Consider the following 15,357-nt stretch of genomic DNA (forward strand, 5'->3'; position numbering starts at 1 on the left):
GATCGCAGACCCGGGCAGCGCCAGCAGAGCTTGCAAGGGCCCCGTTGGCGCTGCCCAAGTCGGCGATCTTTCAAGCGCGAAAACGCTTATAGTCAGGCCTGACTTCGCCGACACAGCCCCGATCATGAAACAGACGCCTACCGACCTCGAACAGATTACCGCCACGACCCTGAGCCACTACAACTCAGTGGCCGAAGACTTCCGTGAAGGCACCCGCGACCACGACGTCAGCCAGAACATCGATGCGTTGCTGCGCCACATCAGGGCGCAGGCGCCGTTCACGATCCTCGATTTCGGCTGCGGCCCGGGGCGCGACTTGCAGACGTTCACGCGAATGGGGCATGTCGCCGTCGGTCTCGACGGTTCGCTGGAATTCGCGCGGATGGCCCGTGAGGACAGCGGTTGCGAGGTCTGGCAGCAGGACTTTCTCAAGCTGGACTTGCCGACCGCGCGCTTCGACGGCGTCTTCGCCAACGCCACGCTGTTTCATGTGCCGTCGCAGGCGTTGCCGCAGGTGCTCAAGCAATTGCACGGCACGCTGAAAGCCGATGGCGTGTTGTTCAGTTCCAATCCGCGCGGGGACAATCGTGAGGGCTGGAACGGCCCGCGATACGGCGCCTACCACGACCTTGAAGCCTGGCGTCGATTGCTGACGGATGCCGGGTTCGTCGAACTGGAGCACTATTACCGTCCCGCCGGGCTGCCCCGCGAGCAGCAGCCGTGGCTGGCCAGCGTCTGGCGCAAGGTCTGATTCACGGCGCGGCGAGCGCTTCGTAACGGCTGACCGAACCTTGCGGTGTCAGCGCCGTCACGCTATGCCCGGGCAGCGTCTGCCCCTCCAGTTCACGCGGGACGGCGTCAAAGTTGGCGATCAGTCGCGTGCCGTCCTCGAACGTCGTCTGCTGCACTTTTCTGTCCTCGCTCAGCCATTCGAAAGCACTGAGCGCCTGGGTCGCCAGTCGCTCGTGCAGCGGACGGAAAAACCGCTCCTGACGCGCAATCAACGGCAACCGCTGCGCAAGCGTCGTTGCACTCAGGTGATACAGCGGTGGCACGTTGTAGAGCAGCTGCGCGAGTTCGTTTTCGATGCGCACGTTGCTCAATTTCAGGCTGTCGAACAGCCAGTGATGGCTAGTAATGATCGATCCGTGAAACACCGTTTGGTACAGCGGTAACCGGTTCTCGGGTTCAAAGTGAATGCGCCGATACGACGCCTTCACCGGCACCGGCTTGAAGAACACTGCCGGTTGTTCCGGTGGATACCACTGACCGACGAAGAACGGCGAGCCGGGTTCTTGCATCTCGCCATCGCCCCAACCGATCACCGGCGTCTGCATGCCATGGGCAAACAGCAGGCCACGGGCGGTGGTCGCGTTGCCGCCCTCGGAACCGCTCGGCACTCGCAGGGTTTCGTTGAGCCAGCGGGAGGCCGCGACATTGCCTTCGGCGTTCTGCGCCTGGGTCAGGGGCGCGTCGGAACGATAGCTGTCGAACACCATGCCCGCGGCGTAAGCATCAAGAAACCAGCTGTTGAACCCGGCAGCCTGCTGAATGGCGCGCACGCGTTGCTCCAGTAGCGGTCGCACGCACCGCGGATCGGTGTAGTGGCCCGCCTGTTGAAAACCGCGTTTCAGCGCACCGCCCTCCAACACAATTGCGCAATCGCGGTTTGCCCGGTCGCCCAGGTGCGCAGTGGTCCAGTCCGGGTTTTCGTCACCGCGCAACGCTGTCTCGTAAGAGTCGTACGGCGCGATCAGATAGCCCGCCTTTACCCCAGCGCGAACCGCTTGCGGATGCCACAGCCCGCCCTCCCAGCCTTCGCCGAGTCCCAACCACAAACGCGACAGCCCGGCGTCCTGCAGTTGCTGGATGGTACGTTGCGACAAGGTACTGCCCCAGCGCGTCGAGTCGGACGTCAGCGCATTCGCCAAGGCACTGGCCAGTTGCGCGCGCACCTCGGCGTAACTGTTGACCAGCGCCGACATGTCCGGGACCGCTTGAGCCTGCCAGGTCTTGCGTGCCTGGGTGTTCAATGCCTGGTTGAGGCTACGCAACAGCAGGCTCTGCTGATAGCGGTTGAGCAAGGTCTCGCTCGCGATCAGTCGCAGCGCTTCAGCATCCATTGCGGCGCGCAGCTCGCCGGCAAGCGGCGCCGAACCACGCAAACGGGCGAGCAGCAGCGGCCAATTGCGCACGTCGTCCGGCCCCAACAGGCCGTTGCCCCACAAGTAGACGTGGCTGGCGCCCAGCAGCTTGCGGGCCTGCGGGGTTTTCGCGAGCTTGTCCTGCAAGGTTTCGTACTGGCCACTGTCGATCAGCCATTGCTTGTAGCGTCGGGCGCCGGCCAACGGTTCGCCAGCGCCGAGAAACAGGCGGAACGTCAGCGGCCTTGAGGGTTCAAGCGAGGTGAAGCGGTGCCGCGCCGATAACGCCAGCGCATCGCCGTCCGCAGTGAAGCGCAGCTGATTGTTATAAGGCTCGGTCATCAGCCAGTGCAGGCTGAACCCGGCATGCGCCATCCCCCACAGCGGCAGGCTCAGGTCCTGGGTGGTATCGAGCACGCCTTGGTTGATCAGGAACCGGCGCCAGACGGGATCGCCACGGGGCACGTAATGCCCTTCGGCGAGCGGCCAGATCAGTGCCTGGCCCATCGCACTGCCGGGCTGATGCATAAACTCGAGTTCGGAAGGCGTCCGCGCGGTGATCGAGAACGACACCTCGCGTTGGTCCAGCTCGACACTGAGCGCCCAGACACCTCCATCCCACTGCCAGTCGAGGCGGTTGTCGCGCCTGTTCAGTTGGCTGACCGTGTGCCGCAGCCCACCGGTCGAGGCCTGCACGGCGGGGCGACCGGTGGGTTCGACACGTACCGCCAATGTCGCCGGATCGACCGCGACTCGCCACAGCGCGTTTTCCAGCAGGACTTCGGCCAGCGATGACGGCGACAGACTCAGGCCAGCCAGCAGCAGGAGATGGCGCAAGCAGCCAGCAACGGTCGACATCGGACGTCCCTCCTCAAATGAAGGAGGGACGTTAACCCAAGCCGTTGCTGCTGTAAGTCAGACCATTCCCAAAGATGCGTGGCCCGCCATCACCGCGCCGCCTGCTCGTCCTTCTGCGGTTCGCGGATCTTGTACCAGGCCACATACAGCGCCGGCAGAAACAACAGCGTCAGCAGCGTTGCCACCACGATCCCGCCAATCATGGCGTAGGCCATCGGCCCCCAGAACACTTCCCGGGCGATCGGGATCATGCCCATGCTCGCGGCCGCCGCGGTCAGCAGGATCGGCCGGCGCCGGTGTTCAGTCGCTTCCACCACCGCATCCCAGGGCGCATAGCCTTTCTGTTCGAACTCATCGATCTGCGTCACCAGAATCACCGAGTTGCGGATGATGATGCCGATCAGCGCGAGGATCCCCAGGATCGCCACAAAACCCATCGGCGTACCGGTCGGCACCAGCGCCAGCACCACGCCAATCAGTCCCAGCGGCGCGACACTGGCCACCAGGAACATCTTCTGCACGCTGTGCAACTGGATCATCAGGAAGGTCGCCATCAGAAACAGCATCAACGGCAAGACCTTGGCAATCGGCCCCTGGGCCTTGCCGCTTTCCTCGACCGTACCGCCCGTGGCGACCTTGTAACCGACCGGCAATTTGGCCGCGAAGGCGTCAATCGACGGCTTGAGCAGTTTCACCAGATCGGTCGGCTGGATCTCGTCACGCACTGACGCCTTGATGGTGATGGTCGGCAAGCGATCGCGGCGCCACACCAGCGGCTGCTCCAGTTCATAGCGCACGGTGGCGAACGCCAGCAGCGGAATCGAGGTGCCGCTCGGCGTGACGATTTGCAGGTTTTGCAGCGTCTCCGGCGTCCCGCGCTCGGCATCCACCGCACGGCCGACGACGTTGATCAGGTAGATGTCGTCATCGACCTGTGTCAAGGGTGCGCCGCTGACGATGCTGTTCATCAGGTTCGCCACGTCTTCGGAGGACAGCCCGAGCTGGCGTGCCTTGTCCTGGGCAATGTCGATGCGCAGGACCTTGCCCGGCTCGTTCCAGTCGTAAATGATCTCGCCAATGTGCGGGTTTTTGTCCAGTTCGGTCGCCAGATCGATGGCGTGCCTGCGCACCTGATCGACGTCCTTGCCGCTGACCCGGTACTGGATCGGGCGGCCCACTGGCGGGCCCATTTCCAGCGCCTGCACGTAGCTGCCGATGCCGACGAAGTCTTTGTGCAGACGCTCGCGCAGGCGCTGACTCAACGCCTCGCGCGCTTCGAAATCCTTGCTGACGATCACCAGTTGCGCGTAGTACGGGTTTTGCAATTGCTGGTCGAGGGGCAGGTAGAAACGGATCGCGCCCTGGCCGATGTAAGTGCTCCAGCGCACGATGTCCGGATCGCCCTTGAGGGTCGCTTCGAGCTTGTCCACTGCTTTGCGGGTTTCGTCGATCGAAGCGTTTTGCGGCAGGTTCAGGTCAACCAGAATCTCCGGACGGTCCGAGGCCGGGAAGAACTGGTTCTGCACAAAGCGCATGCAAAACACCGCCAGCACGAACAACAGCACGGTGACGCCGATGGCCCACCAGCGGTTGCGCATGGCCCACAACAGACCGCCATTGAACGCTCGGCCAACGCGACCCGGCTCGGCAGCGTGCGGCTTCACATTGGCGCTGAGGATGTGCACACCAATCACGGGCGCAAAGAACACCGCCACCACCCACGAGACGATCATCGCCACCGCGATCACCGCAAACAAGGTGTAGGTGTATTCACCGGCGGAGCTGGCATTGAGGCCGATGGGCACGAAACCGGCGACGGTCACCAGCGTACCGGTGAGCATCGGGAAGGCCGTCGAGGTGTAGGCGAACGTCGCCGCCTGCTCCTTGCTCTCGCCCATTTCCAGGCGCGTGACCATCATTTCCACGGTGATCATCGCGTCGTCCACCAGCAGACCAAGGGCGATGATCAGCGCGCCGAGGGAAATCCGCTGCATGGTGATGCCGCTGTATTCCATGAACACAAACACCATCGCCAGCACCAGCGGGATCGAGCAGGCCACCACCAGACCGGCACGTACGCCGAGGCTGATGAAGCTCACCACCAGCACGATGATCACCGCTTCGAACAAGGCGCTGGTGAAGCCGCCCACTGCCTCTTCGACCACCACCGCCTGATCGGACACGGTGTGCACGCCGACGCCTACCGGCAAGTCCGCGGTGAGTTGGTCGATGCGCGCGTGCAAAGCCTTGCCGAACTCCTGAACGTTGCCGCCCTTTTGCATGGCTATCGCCAGACCAATGGCCGGCTTGCCGTCGAAACGAAATTCCGGCGTTGCCGGATCGACGTAGCCACGGCTGATATCGGCGACATCAGCCAGACGATAAAAACGATCATTGAGCTTGAGGTTGACCTCGGCCAGATCCTTTTCCGAAGCGAACTGGCCCGAGGTGCGCACGGAAATCCGCTCGGGACCGGCCTCGATCACCCCGGCCGGGGTCACGGCGTTCTGCGATTGCAGGCTTTGCACAACCTGGCGCTGATCAATCCCCAGCGCGGCCAGTTTGCGGGTGGAGAAATTCAGGTAAATGACTTCGTCCTGCTGGCCGACCATTTCGATCTTGCCCAGCCCCGGCACATTGCGAATCTCGGCCCGCGCCTGTTCCACGTAATCGCGCAATTGGCGCATCGTCAGGCCGTCGGCGGTAAAGGCGTACACCGAGCCGTACACGTCACCGAACTCATCGTTGAAGCCCGGCCCTTGAATCCCCTGGGGAAACTGGCCGCGAATGTCGTCGATTTTCTTGCGCACCTGGTACCAGATTTCCGGGATGTCCTTGGCACTGGTGGTGTCGCGCAGGTACACGTACACCGTCGATTCGCCGGGGCGCGTGTAGCTTTTCACGTAGTCGAGGGAATCGAGCTCTTCGAGTTTTTTCTCGATGCGATCGGTGACCTGCTTGAGGGTTTCCTCCTGAGTCGCGCCCGGCCACTTGGTCTGGATCACCATGGTCTTGATGGTGAACGACGGGTCTTCTTCGCGGCCCAGATTGAAGTAGGAAAAAACCCCCATGAGCAATCCGACGAACATCAGATACCAGACGAATGACTGATGCTTGAGGGCCCATTCGGAGAGGTTGAAAGAGCCTTTCATTGACTGTCCTCGTCAAGTTTTACCGATTGTCCGGGTTTGAGACTGTTGACGCCGGCGCTGACCACGCGCTCGCCATCCTTCACACCGCCGGCCAGTACCACGCTGCTGTCGGTGCGGCTGATGACCGTGACGTCGCGAGGGCTGACGGTTTTGCTCTGGGTATCGATCACCCAGATCCGCGCTTTGCCCTCGACCTCCTGCAACGCCGTGGCGGGTAACTCGATACGCGGTTTGATCGCTGAGCTGAGGGTCACACTGATTGCGGTGCCGAGGCGAAAACCGTCCGGTGTATCGGTCAGGGTCAGACGTGCGCGGCGGGTACGCGTGGCGCTCTGTGCCTGGGGTTCGATCTCGCGGATGATCGCCGTGGTGTGGATGCTCGGGTCGAGCTGTGCAGCGACCGAAAACACCACGTCGTCGGGAAGCTGATCGACCAGCGTGTCGGGCAGGTCGATCACCGCCTCCTTGATGTCCGGTTGCGCCAGCGTCACCACTTGCTGCCCCGCCGTCACCACCTGCCCGGCCTCGGCGTTCCAAGCGGTGACCACCGCTTTGTGGTCGGCACGCAGTTCGGTGTAACTGAGTTGGTCCTTGCTCTGGTTGACCGCCGCGCGGGCCTGGTCCAGAGAAGCCTGGGTGGTTTTCAGATCCGTGTTGGCAACGTCCAGTTGCGCCTGGGCGCCGACGCCGCGATCGAACAGCGCCTGCTGCCGCCGTGCACTGGCTTGCGCGTTGATCAGTTGCGCCTGGACCCTGGCCAGATCGCCCTGAGCCGAGCGCAACTGGTTTTGCTGATCGGACGGATCGAGGGTCGCAAGCAACGTGCCCTTCTGCACCTCGGCGCCGACATCGACGTTACGACTGGCGATACGCCCGCCGACGCGGAAACCGGTATTGCTTTCGTAGCGCGCCTGGATGCTCCCGGCAAAGCGGCCGAGATTTTCCTCGCTCAAGGCTTCGACCTTGACCGACAGCACCGGCCGCACCGGCTCCGGCGCGGCTTCCTTTTCCGAGCAGGCGGTGAGTATCAGCGCCATGCACAACAGCCCGAAACGCTTCATGGTTGCGCTCCCGGTTGCAAATCCTTGTAGGTGTTTTCGGCGATTTCGACTTTCATCCCCGGGTGCAGCAATTGCCCACCGGCGACGATGACTTTTTCACCGCCCTTGAGACCCTCGCTGATGATGACTTTGCCGGTCAGGTAGCGGCCAACCGTGACGTTGTGCAATTGCGCTTCACCGTTGCCATCGACCATCCAAACGGCCGGCGCGCTGATGTTCTTGGTCAGTGCCGACCATGGCAGCTCGACCGCCGATTTGCCCGAGCCTTTGGCCGTGGCGCTCACCACTGAACCGAGCTGCATGCCCGGCGGCAGTTTGTCGAGGCTGACCTTGACCTGCACGGTGCCCGATTGCGCCGATACCGCCGGGGTAATCTCGCGCACTGTGCCGGTGGTTTTGATCTGCGGATTATCGAGCAGGCTGACCACAATCGAACGCTCTGCCGGGCGCTCGGCGAGCAGCGATTCGTAAACGTTGAACACTGCGTCGCGGTCGCCATCACGGGCCAGGCTGAAGATCGGTGCGGTGGCCTGCACCACCTGACCCACTTCGGCCTGGCGCTCGGTGATAATCCCCGGCGCATCGGCGATCAATGCGGTATAGCTGAGCTGGTCCCTGGCATTGGCCAATTGCGCCTGCGCCGCGCTCAATGCGCTCTGGCTGCTGCGCAACGCCGCTTGTGCCGAATCGTATTCGCTTTGGCTGGTGTAGCCCTTGGGCAGGAGTTTTTGCTGACGGACGAACGCCGCCGCTGCCTGCTTCACGCGGGCCTGTTCGGCGACGACCTGGGCCTGGGCGGAATCAACGTTGGTCTGCAGATCTTTCGGATCGAGTCTGGCCAGCACCTGTTTGGCGGTGACGCGGTCGCCGACGTCGACCATGCGCTGGATGATCTTGCCGCCAACGCGAAATGACAATTGCGTCTGCACGCGTGCCTGCACATCACCGGTGAGGGTCACCGCTGCGGCGTAGTTCGCCGGTTCGACCTCTTGCACAAAGACCCTAGGCAAGTATTCCTGAGCAGGTTTCTTGTCGCCGCAAGCGGTGAGCAACGCCATGGCGCTCAACGCCATCAGCACTTTCAATCCGGGACCCGCCATGCACACTCCTTGGCCTGTAATGCTGCTGTCGAGACGATACGACTTCAGAGCTTAGAACAGGGTTCCACGCTTGCCCGTCCTAATACCAGATTTATATCTGCAGGAGCTGCCGCAGGCTGCGATCTTTTGATCTTATTGAAAACAACATCAAAAGATCGCAGCCTTCGCCAGCTCCGACACGGGTATCGTGTGACGGATTCAGCGTATGCGGAGAAGGATTTCATGCTCAACACTCTGGCGGTGGCCAATTACCGCTCGATCAATAAATTGGTGATTCCACTGGGCCGGCTGAACCTGATCACCGGGCCCAACGGCAGTGGCAAGTCCAACCTTTACCGGGCCTTGCGCCTGCTGGCGGAAACCGCGCAGGGTGGCGTGGTCAATGCGCTGGCTCGCGAAGGCGGGCTGGATTCGACGTTCTGGGCCGGGCCGGAAACCCTCAGCCGGCGCATGCGCAGCGGCGAGGTGGCCATCCAGTCCACGGTTCGCCAGAGCGTGAAACGTCTGCGCCTGGGGTTTGCCGGGGAAGACTTCAGTTATTCGATCAGTCTGGGTCTGCCGGAACCAAGCCAGTCCTGTTTTTCACTCGATCCGCAAATCAAGCGCGAATGCATCTGGGCAGGCCCCGTGTTTCGCCCCGCGAGCCTGCTGGTCGACCGCAACGGCCCGATGGTCCGCGCCCGCGCCGAGCGCACGTGGGAGGTACTGGCGCAGCACACGCCGGACTTCGACAGCCTGTTCGATCAGGTCGGCAGTCTGCGCGGTTCGCCGGAGGTCCTTCAAATGCGCGAGTTCATCCGTCGCTGGCGCTTTTACGATCACTTTCGCAGCGACGCCGACGCACCGGTGCGTCAGCCACAACTGGGCACCCGCACGCCGGTGCTGCATCACGACGGCAGAGACCTGGCAGCGGCGTTGCAGACGATTATCGAAATCGGCGATCCGGAAGCGCTACAGGCGGCAATCAGCGATGCGTTCCCCGGCGCGCGCTTGAACATCGCGCCGTTGGCCGGTGGCCGTTTTGCCATCGAGTTTTATCAGGAAGGCTTGCTGCGGCCGTTATCGGCGGCGGAATTGTCAGACGGCACGTTGCGTTACCTGCTGCTGGTCGCGGCATTGCTGACACCGCGACCACCGACACTGATGGTGCTGAACGAACCGGAAACCAGCCTGCATCCGGATCTGCTGCCGGCGCTGGCACGCCTGATCATCCGCGCGTCGCAGCAGTGCCAGGTGTGGGTGGTGTCCCATGCGCGGCGATTGATCTCGGCGTTGCAGGAAGATCCGGATTGCAACTGCATCGTGCTGGAGAAGACGCTGGGGCAGACCGGGATTGTCGGGCAGAGGGTGCTGGATGAACCGGCGTGGCATTGGCCTGACTAACCCCGCTCTGATCGTCCCCACGCTCCGCGTGGGAATGCAGCCCGTGACGCTCCGCGTCACTGGACGCGGAGCGTCCCCAGAGGCATTCCCACGCGGAGCGTGGGAATGAACGGTCAACTAACCCTGCCACTTGCCGCCTTCGACAATCACACTCTCAGGCCGGGTGTCATCACTCAGCTCCTTGCGCACATATTGGTCATACAGCTTGAGCAGATACTTCTCTTCCCCAAGCTTCGCCAGCTCAGCGTTGACCCAATCACGCAACTCGACATTGCCCTTCTTCACCGCCGGCGCAATCGGCGCTTCTGCCCCGAGCTTTTCCTCCAGCACGCGATAGCCCGGGTTCTGCTTGGCCCAACTGAACAGCACCAGATTGTCCTGCGCATAGGCATCGCCGCGACCGTTGGCCAAAGCTTGCAGCGACTCGGAATTTTTCTCGAACTTGAGCAGCTTCCAGTCCGGGTGGTTTTTGGTCAGCCAGATATCCGCCGTGGTGCCGGTCGTGACAATGGTGGTGCGGGTCGCCAGGTCATCGAGTTTTTTCACCGAGCTGCCCTGCGGTACCAGTGCCTGCACCGCGACCTTGAGGTTCGGGTTGGTAAATTCCACCGCTTCCCGGCGCTCCGGGGTCACGGTCATGTTGGCCAGGATCAGGTCGACCTTGTCGCTTTGCAGAAACGGGATGCGGCTCGCCGGTTCCACGGCCACGAATTCGACCTTGTTCTCATCGCCGAGCAGGTCCTTGGCGAAGCGCCGACCGATGTCGGTATCGAAGCCGACGTAGCGTCCGGCCTCATCGACGAAACCGAACGGTGGCTTGTCGGTGAAGACGCCGACGATCAGTTTGTCGCGGGCTTTGATCTTGTCCAGATAACCCGCCGGGGCCGCACTTTCGCTGGCAACTTTGGGTTTGGGCGGTGCTTCGGTCTTACCGCAACCGGCGAGCAAGGCGAGGCTGAGCAGAGGCATTAAAAAAGCGGCAGTTTTCATAGCGGTTCCAGTTCCTTTGTCGGATTCGTTTTGGGCAGTGTGGCAACGAAGGAGAACTTCTCCAGGAACTGCTGCGCGCGTGCGGTTTGCGGGTTCGTAAAGAAAATCTCGGGGCGGTTCTGTTCAAGGATGCGCCCGGCATCCATGAACACGATGCGGTCGGCCACCGCGCGAGCGAAGGCCATTTCATGGGTGACGATCAACAGGGTCATGCCCTCGCGGGCCAGGCCCTGAATGACCTGCAGCACTTCCTTGACCATTTCCGGATCGAGGGCGGCGGTGACTTCGTCGAACAGCATCACCCGCGGATTCATGCACAGCGAACGGACGATGGCGATGCGTTGCTGCTGACCGCCGGAGAGCTGACGCGGGAACGCATCGCGCTTGTCCAGCAGGCCGACGCGCTCCAGCAAGGCTTCGGCCTGCTGTTGCGCTTCGCGACGCTGACGCTTTTGCACCTTGAGCGGACCGAGCAACAGATTGTCGAGCACGCTCATGTGCGGGAACAGGTGGTAACTCTGAAACACCATGCCGATCTGCTGCCGGATGTCGCGCCAGTCGGTGGCCTTGTCGAGCAGTTCGCGCCCGGCGAATGTCATGCTGCCGCTGTGCGCCGTTTCCAGGCCGTTGAGGCAGCGCAGCAGGGTACTTTTGCCGCAGCCGCTGGGGCCGAGAATGACGATGACCTCGCCACTCTGCACGCGCAGATCAATGCCGTTGAGCACCTGTTGCTCGCCGTAGAATTTGTTGAAACCGCGAAACTCGATCAATGCGCTCATGCTTGCGTCCAGCGCCGCTCCAGCACGCGCGAGGCGGCCGAGAGCGGATAGCAGATGAAGAAGAAAAACAGGAACAGCGCGCCGTAGATCAGTACCGATTCGTAGGTGCGCTCGATGATCTGCTGACCGACCTTGATCACGTCGACCACACCGATCAGCACCGCCAGCGAACTGGTCTTGATGATCCGCGTGTAGACGTTGATGGTGGGTGGCGTCATGCGTTTGAGCGCCTGCGGCAGCAGCACGTAGCCGTAAAGCTGCGCGGCGTTCAGGCCGATTGACAGCCCGGCTTCACGTTGCCCGCGCGGCAGGGAATGCAGCGCACCGCGCGCCACTTCGCCGACTTCGCTGGCACCCCACAGCGACAGCACCAGCACCGCACACCAGAAGCTCGGCAGGCTCAGGCCAAGGAAAATCGGCAGGCCGAAAAACAGCAGGTACAACCAGACCAGCACCGGGATCGCCCGGAACAGCTCCAGGTAAACCCGCAGGATTGCGTTGAGCCAAGACACATTGAGTGTGCGCAATACGCCATAGAGCACGCCGCCGACGGTACTGATGGCAATGCTCAGAAACGAGATCGACAAGGTTTGCCCGGCGCCCTTGGCCAATTGCGGCAACGACACCCAAAGCAACTCAAGACCCGAACTGGCCATGCTGGAGCCTCCTTTCCAGGCGGCTGAGCAGCAGCGACAGCGGCAGAAACAACAACACGCAGATCAGCGTCAACACGGCGAGCATTTCGTAGGTTTTGTAATAGAGCGCAATGTAGCTCTTGGTGGTGTAGAGAATTTCCGGCACCGCCACCGCCGAGACTACGGTGGTTTCCTTGAGCAGGAATATGAAATTGGCGAACAGCGACGGCAGGCTGAGGATTCCCGCTTGCGGCAGGATCACGTAGCGCAGCAATTGACCGCGGGACAAGCCGATCGAGCGGCCGGATTCCAGTTGTGCCTGGGGCACCGCATCGACGCCGGCACGCAGCACTTCGGTGAGATAAGCACCGCCGAGGAAGGTCATGGTGATGATCGCTGCCGTAAACCCGGAGACCTTGATGCCCAGAGCCGGCAGCGCGAAGTAAACGAAAAACAGCTGGATCAGCAATGGCGTATTGCGCGCCAGCTCGACGTACACACCGACCAGCCTGTGCAGATAAGGCGTGCGCAACACCAGAATCGTCGCATTGAGCAGCGCCACCAGCAGCGAAGTGCCGATCGCGATGAATCCGACCTGCAGCGTCACGCCTACGGCTTTGAGAAAGGCCGGCAGGGTGCTGAGAATAAACGCGTAATCGAAAGTCATGAAGCGTCCTGACGCCACTCGGTAAGCGGCGGTGATGCAATCCATGGACAGCGGGTGGCTGTCCGGCAGCCACTGACTTTATAGGTATAAAAACCAGAACTTAAATACTGTTAAAGCATATTGATATCACCCAAAAACTATCCTGTGGGTTTGCCGGGAAGGAATAAGAAGGCTATTTTCCTTTTCGCTGTAGGAAGGATCTTTTTTTCAGGAAAGCCCTCCAAGGACGAACAGCTTTTGGCCAGACTCCCGGCCGAACCATCACAAGGAAGAGAAATATGGCTGACGTAAAAGCACCCCAGCGCCTGGATCCGCAGGATATTGTGAAGTGGCTGATGGCGTTGCGCCGGGCAGTGAAAGCGCAGGGTCTGAAGTAACGGCCAGATCAAAATCGCAGCGCTCAGCCGGTATTACACATCAATCCGGAAGCTGCGATTTTTTGATCGTTCCCACGCTCCGCGTGGGAACGCCTCATCGGACGCTCCGCGTTCGGCTGTTGATAGGACGCGGAGCGTCCCGGGCTGCATTCCCACGCGGAGCGTGGGAACGATCACCGCGAAACTCTCTATCGAACACACACAAAAACGCCGATGACCATCGCTGGTCATCGGCGTTTTTATATGTGCAGCGGATTCCCAAACGTTGAATCAGAACGCCGGAAGTACAGCGCCGCTGTACTTCTTCTCGATGAACGCTTTGACTTCCGGGCTGGTCAGGGCCTTGGCCAGTTTCTGGATCGCGTCGCTGTTCTTGTTGTCCTCACGGGCCACCAGGAAGTTCACGTACGGCGAATCGGCGCCTTCGATCAACAGCGCGTCTTTCTGCGGATTGAGCTTGGCTTCCAGCGCGTAGTTGGTATTGATCATGTCCAGATCAACTTCGTTCAGCACCCGTGGCAGCAGCGCCGATTCCAGTTCCTTGAACTTGAAGTTATGCGGGTTCTTGGCGATGTCTTTCGGCGTCGCCACGGCGTTTTTCGGGTCTTTCAGTTCGATCAGGCCGGCCTTCTGCAGCAAGATCAGGGCACGGCCGCTGTTGCTACCTTCGTTGGGGATGGCGATGGTCGCGCCGTCCGGCAGTTCGGCCAGGGTCTTGTACTTGCTCGAGTAGCCACCGAATGGTTCAACATGGACACCCTGCACGGTCACCAGGTACTTGGACTTGTCGTCCTTGTATTTACCCTGGTTGAAGCTGTTCAGGTACGGCAGGGTCTGAAAGTAGTTGGCGTCCAGACGCTTCTCGCCAACCTGTACGTTGGGCTGCACATAGTCGGTGAAGACTTTGATTTGCAGATCCACGCCTTCTTTGGCCAGCGTCGGCTTGATCAGCTCAAGGATTTCAGCGTGTGGCACCGGCGTTGCGGCAACCACCAGTTTCTCGCCGGCGTTGGCGAAAGAAGCCGTCAGAGCAGCCGCCAATGCGGTAAACAACAGAACCTTTTTCATGCAGTGTCCTTATCGAAAATCACGGTCGTCATCGACGACGGCATTAATACGTGTGCCAGTGAAGTGATATCGCTGGCGTGAGGCGGACAATACCGGGATTTTTTATTCCCGGACAATAACGTTTATTCAGCTTCATATTCCATTTTGTTCATGTTGAACAAAATGGTCACAGCCCCTCGCTCAAGCGAATCAGGAGCTCTTTCAATGCCTTACGCTCAGCAGCGCTGCCGCCGATGTTGATTTGCTTCACCAGACGTTCGATGTGAAGCGGCGGCGCAGACGCTTCGGGCAGATTGAGATGCTCCGGCAGGATCTCATCGCCAGTGCTGACCAACAGGGCGAAGTGAATGACGTTTTCCAGCTCGCGGGTATTGCCCGGCCAGGCATGTTGCTCAAGCACGTGCTGCGCCGCTTCGCTGATCAACGGCACAGGCAAGGCGAGGCGCTGGCTGTAGATGCCGAGGAAATACTCGGCCAGAGGCAAGATATCGCCGGTTCGCGCACGCAACGCCGGCAATTCCAGATGGCCCTCGCTGAGGTAGTGATAGAGCCGCTCGTGGAATTTTCCGGCGTCCACAGCCTGGGCCAGATCGATGCTGGTCGCTGCGACCAGACGGACATCCACCGGGCTCGGCTGAGGCGCGCCGACGCGGGTTACTTCGTGATTTTCCAGCGCCGCAAGCAATTTGATCTGGATCGGCAGCGGCAAGTCGCCGATTTCATCCAGGTACAAAGTGCCACCATTGGCCGAACCGAACCAGCCAGCGCGACTGCTGGCCGAACCGCTGTAGCTGCCGGCGGCATAGCCGAACAATTCGGCATCGGCGTAGGTCGGGCTGATGGCCCCGCAGTTGACCGAGACGAACAGACCGCTGCGATCACTGGCGCGGTGGATATGCCGGGCGAGCAGTTCTTTACCGGTGCCGGTCTCGCCGCGAATCAATACGGAAAGCGAGCGCGGTGCCAATTGTTCGAGTTCTTCGCGCAACTGACGCGAGCGCGGATCGACAAACACCAGCGCCTTGGCGCGAATGCTCAGGGGGCTTTTTTCCGCATCGGGAAAGGTCAGCAACGGCTGGCCGAACGTTTCGAAACTCATGGCAGACTCCCGCCCAAACCGCCTGGAGGCGGCGGCGTTGAAAA

The 15,357-nt window shown here is 61.2% G+C and carries 12 protein-coding genes; 2 read left to right on the forward strand and 10 right to left on the reverse strand.

Annotated elements, in window-relative coordinates; translation table 11 throughout:
- Positions 1-124: 124 nt before the first annotated feature.
- Positions 125-751 (forward strand): class I SAM-dependent methyltransferase, encoded by a 627-nt coding sequence (locus HU739_RS16805; RefSeq protein ID WP_186551524.1) that lies wholly within the window; start codon positions 125-127, stop codon positions 749-751.
- Position 752: 1 nt separating this feature from the next.
- Here HU739_RS16805 and HU739_RS16810 read toward each other — a convergent pair whose 3' ends face one another.
- The 4 genes from HU739_RS16810 to HU739_RS16825 form a co-directional block, all read right to left on the reverse strand.
- Positions 753-3,002, reverse strand: a complete 2,250-nt coding sequence (locus HU739_RS16810; protein WP_186551525.1) for a glycoside hydrolase — start codon at positions 3,000-3,002, stop codon at positions 753-755.
- 89 nt (positions 3,003-3,091) lie between these two features.
- Positions 3,092-6,154 (reverse strand): efflux RND transporter permease subunit, encoded by a 3,063-nt coding sequence (locus HU739_RS16815; protein ID WP_186551526.1) that lies wholly within the window; start codon positions 6,152-6,154, stop codon positions 3,092-3,094.
- A complete protein-coding gene (locus HU739_RS16820) occupies positions 6,151-7,215 on the reverse strand; it encodes an efflux RND transporter periplasmic adaptor subunit (RefSeq protein WP_186551527.1) in 1,065 nt (354 codons plus the stop codon). Before HU739_RS16820 ends, HU739_RS16815 begins: the two co-directional genes overlap by 4 nt.
- The gene (locus HU739_RS16825) at positions 7,212-8,315 is read right to left on the reverse strand and encodes an efflux RND transporter periplasmic adaptor subunit (RefSeq protein WP_186551528.1); all 1,104 of its coding nucleotides are present in this window, start codon (positions 8,313-8,315) and stop codon (positions 7,212-7,214) included. Before HU739_RS16825 ends, HU739_RS16820 begins: the two co-directional genes overlap by 4 nt.
- A 222-nt stretch (positions 8,316-8,537) precedes the next feature.
- Here HU739_RS16825 and HU739_RS16830 point away from each other — a divergent pair, with 222 nt between their 5' ends.
- Positions 8,538-9,698 (forward strand): AAA family ATPase, encoded by a 1,161-nt coding sequence (locus HU739_RS16830; protein ID WP_186551529.1) that lies wholly within the window; start codon positions 8,538-8,540, stop codon positions 9,696-9,698.
- Between the two features lie 117 nt (positions 9,699-9,815).
- Here the strand turns inward: HU739_RS16830 and HU739_RS16835 are convergent, their stop codons facing one another.
- From HU739_RS16835 to HU739_RS16860, 6 genes are all read right to left on the reverse strand, one after another.
- Complete coding sequence (locus HU739_RS16835; RefSeq protein WP_186551530.1) at positions 9,816-10,688, reverse strand: transporter substrate-binding domain-containing protein; 873 nt, start codon at positions 10,686-10,688, stop codon at positions 9,816-9,818.
- The gene (locus tag HU739_RS16840; protein ID WP_186551531.1) at positions 10,685-11,467 is read right to left on the reverse strand and encodes an amino acid ABC transporter ATP-binding protein; all 783 of its coding nucleotides are present in this window, start codon (positions 11,465-11,467) and stop codon (positions 10,685-10,687) included. Before HU739_RS16840 ends, HU739_RS16835 begins: the two co-directional genes overlap by 4 nt.
- On the reverse strand, positions 11,464-12,123 hold the full coding sequence (locus HU739_RS16845; RefSeq protein WP_186551532.1) for an amino acid ABC transporter permease: 660 nt from the start codon (positions 12,121-12,123) through the stop codon (positions 11,464-11,466). Before HU739_RS16845 ends, HU739_RS16840 begins: the two co-directional genes overlap by 4 nt.
- Positions 12,104-12,769 (reverse strand): amino acid ABC transporter permease, encoded by a 666-nt coding sequence (locus HU739_RS16850; RefSeq protein WP_186551533.1) that lies wholly within the window; start codon positions 12,767-12,769, stop codon positions 12,104-12,106. Before HU739_RS16850 ends, HU739_RS16845 begins: the two co-directional genes overlap by 20 nt.
- A gap of 647 nt (positions 12,770-13,416) precedes the next feature.
- Positions 13,417-14,214 (reverse strand): MetQ/NlpA family ABC transporter substrate-binding protein, encoded by a 798-nt coding sequence (locus tag HU739_RS16855; protein ID WP_186551534.1) that lies wholly within the window; start codon positions 14,212-14,214, stop codon positions 13,417-13,419.
- Positions 14,215-14,380: 166 nt separating this feature from the next.
- Positions 14,381-15,313: a sigma 54-interacting transcriptional regulator gene (locus HU739_RS16860; protein WP_186551535.1), complete on the reverse strand. Its 933-nt coding sequence runs from the start codon at positions 15,311-15,313 to the stop codon at positions 14,381-14,383.
- Positions 15,314-15,357 lie beyond the last annotated feature (44 nt).

It is taken from the genome of Pseudomonas hamedanensis, from assembly GCF_014268595.2.
Taxonomy (GTDB): Bacteria; Pseudomonadota; Gammaproteobacteria; order Pseudomonadales; family Pseudomonadaceae; genus Aquipseudomonas; species Aquipseudomonas hamedanensis.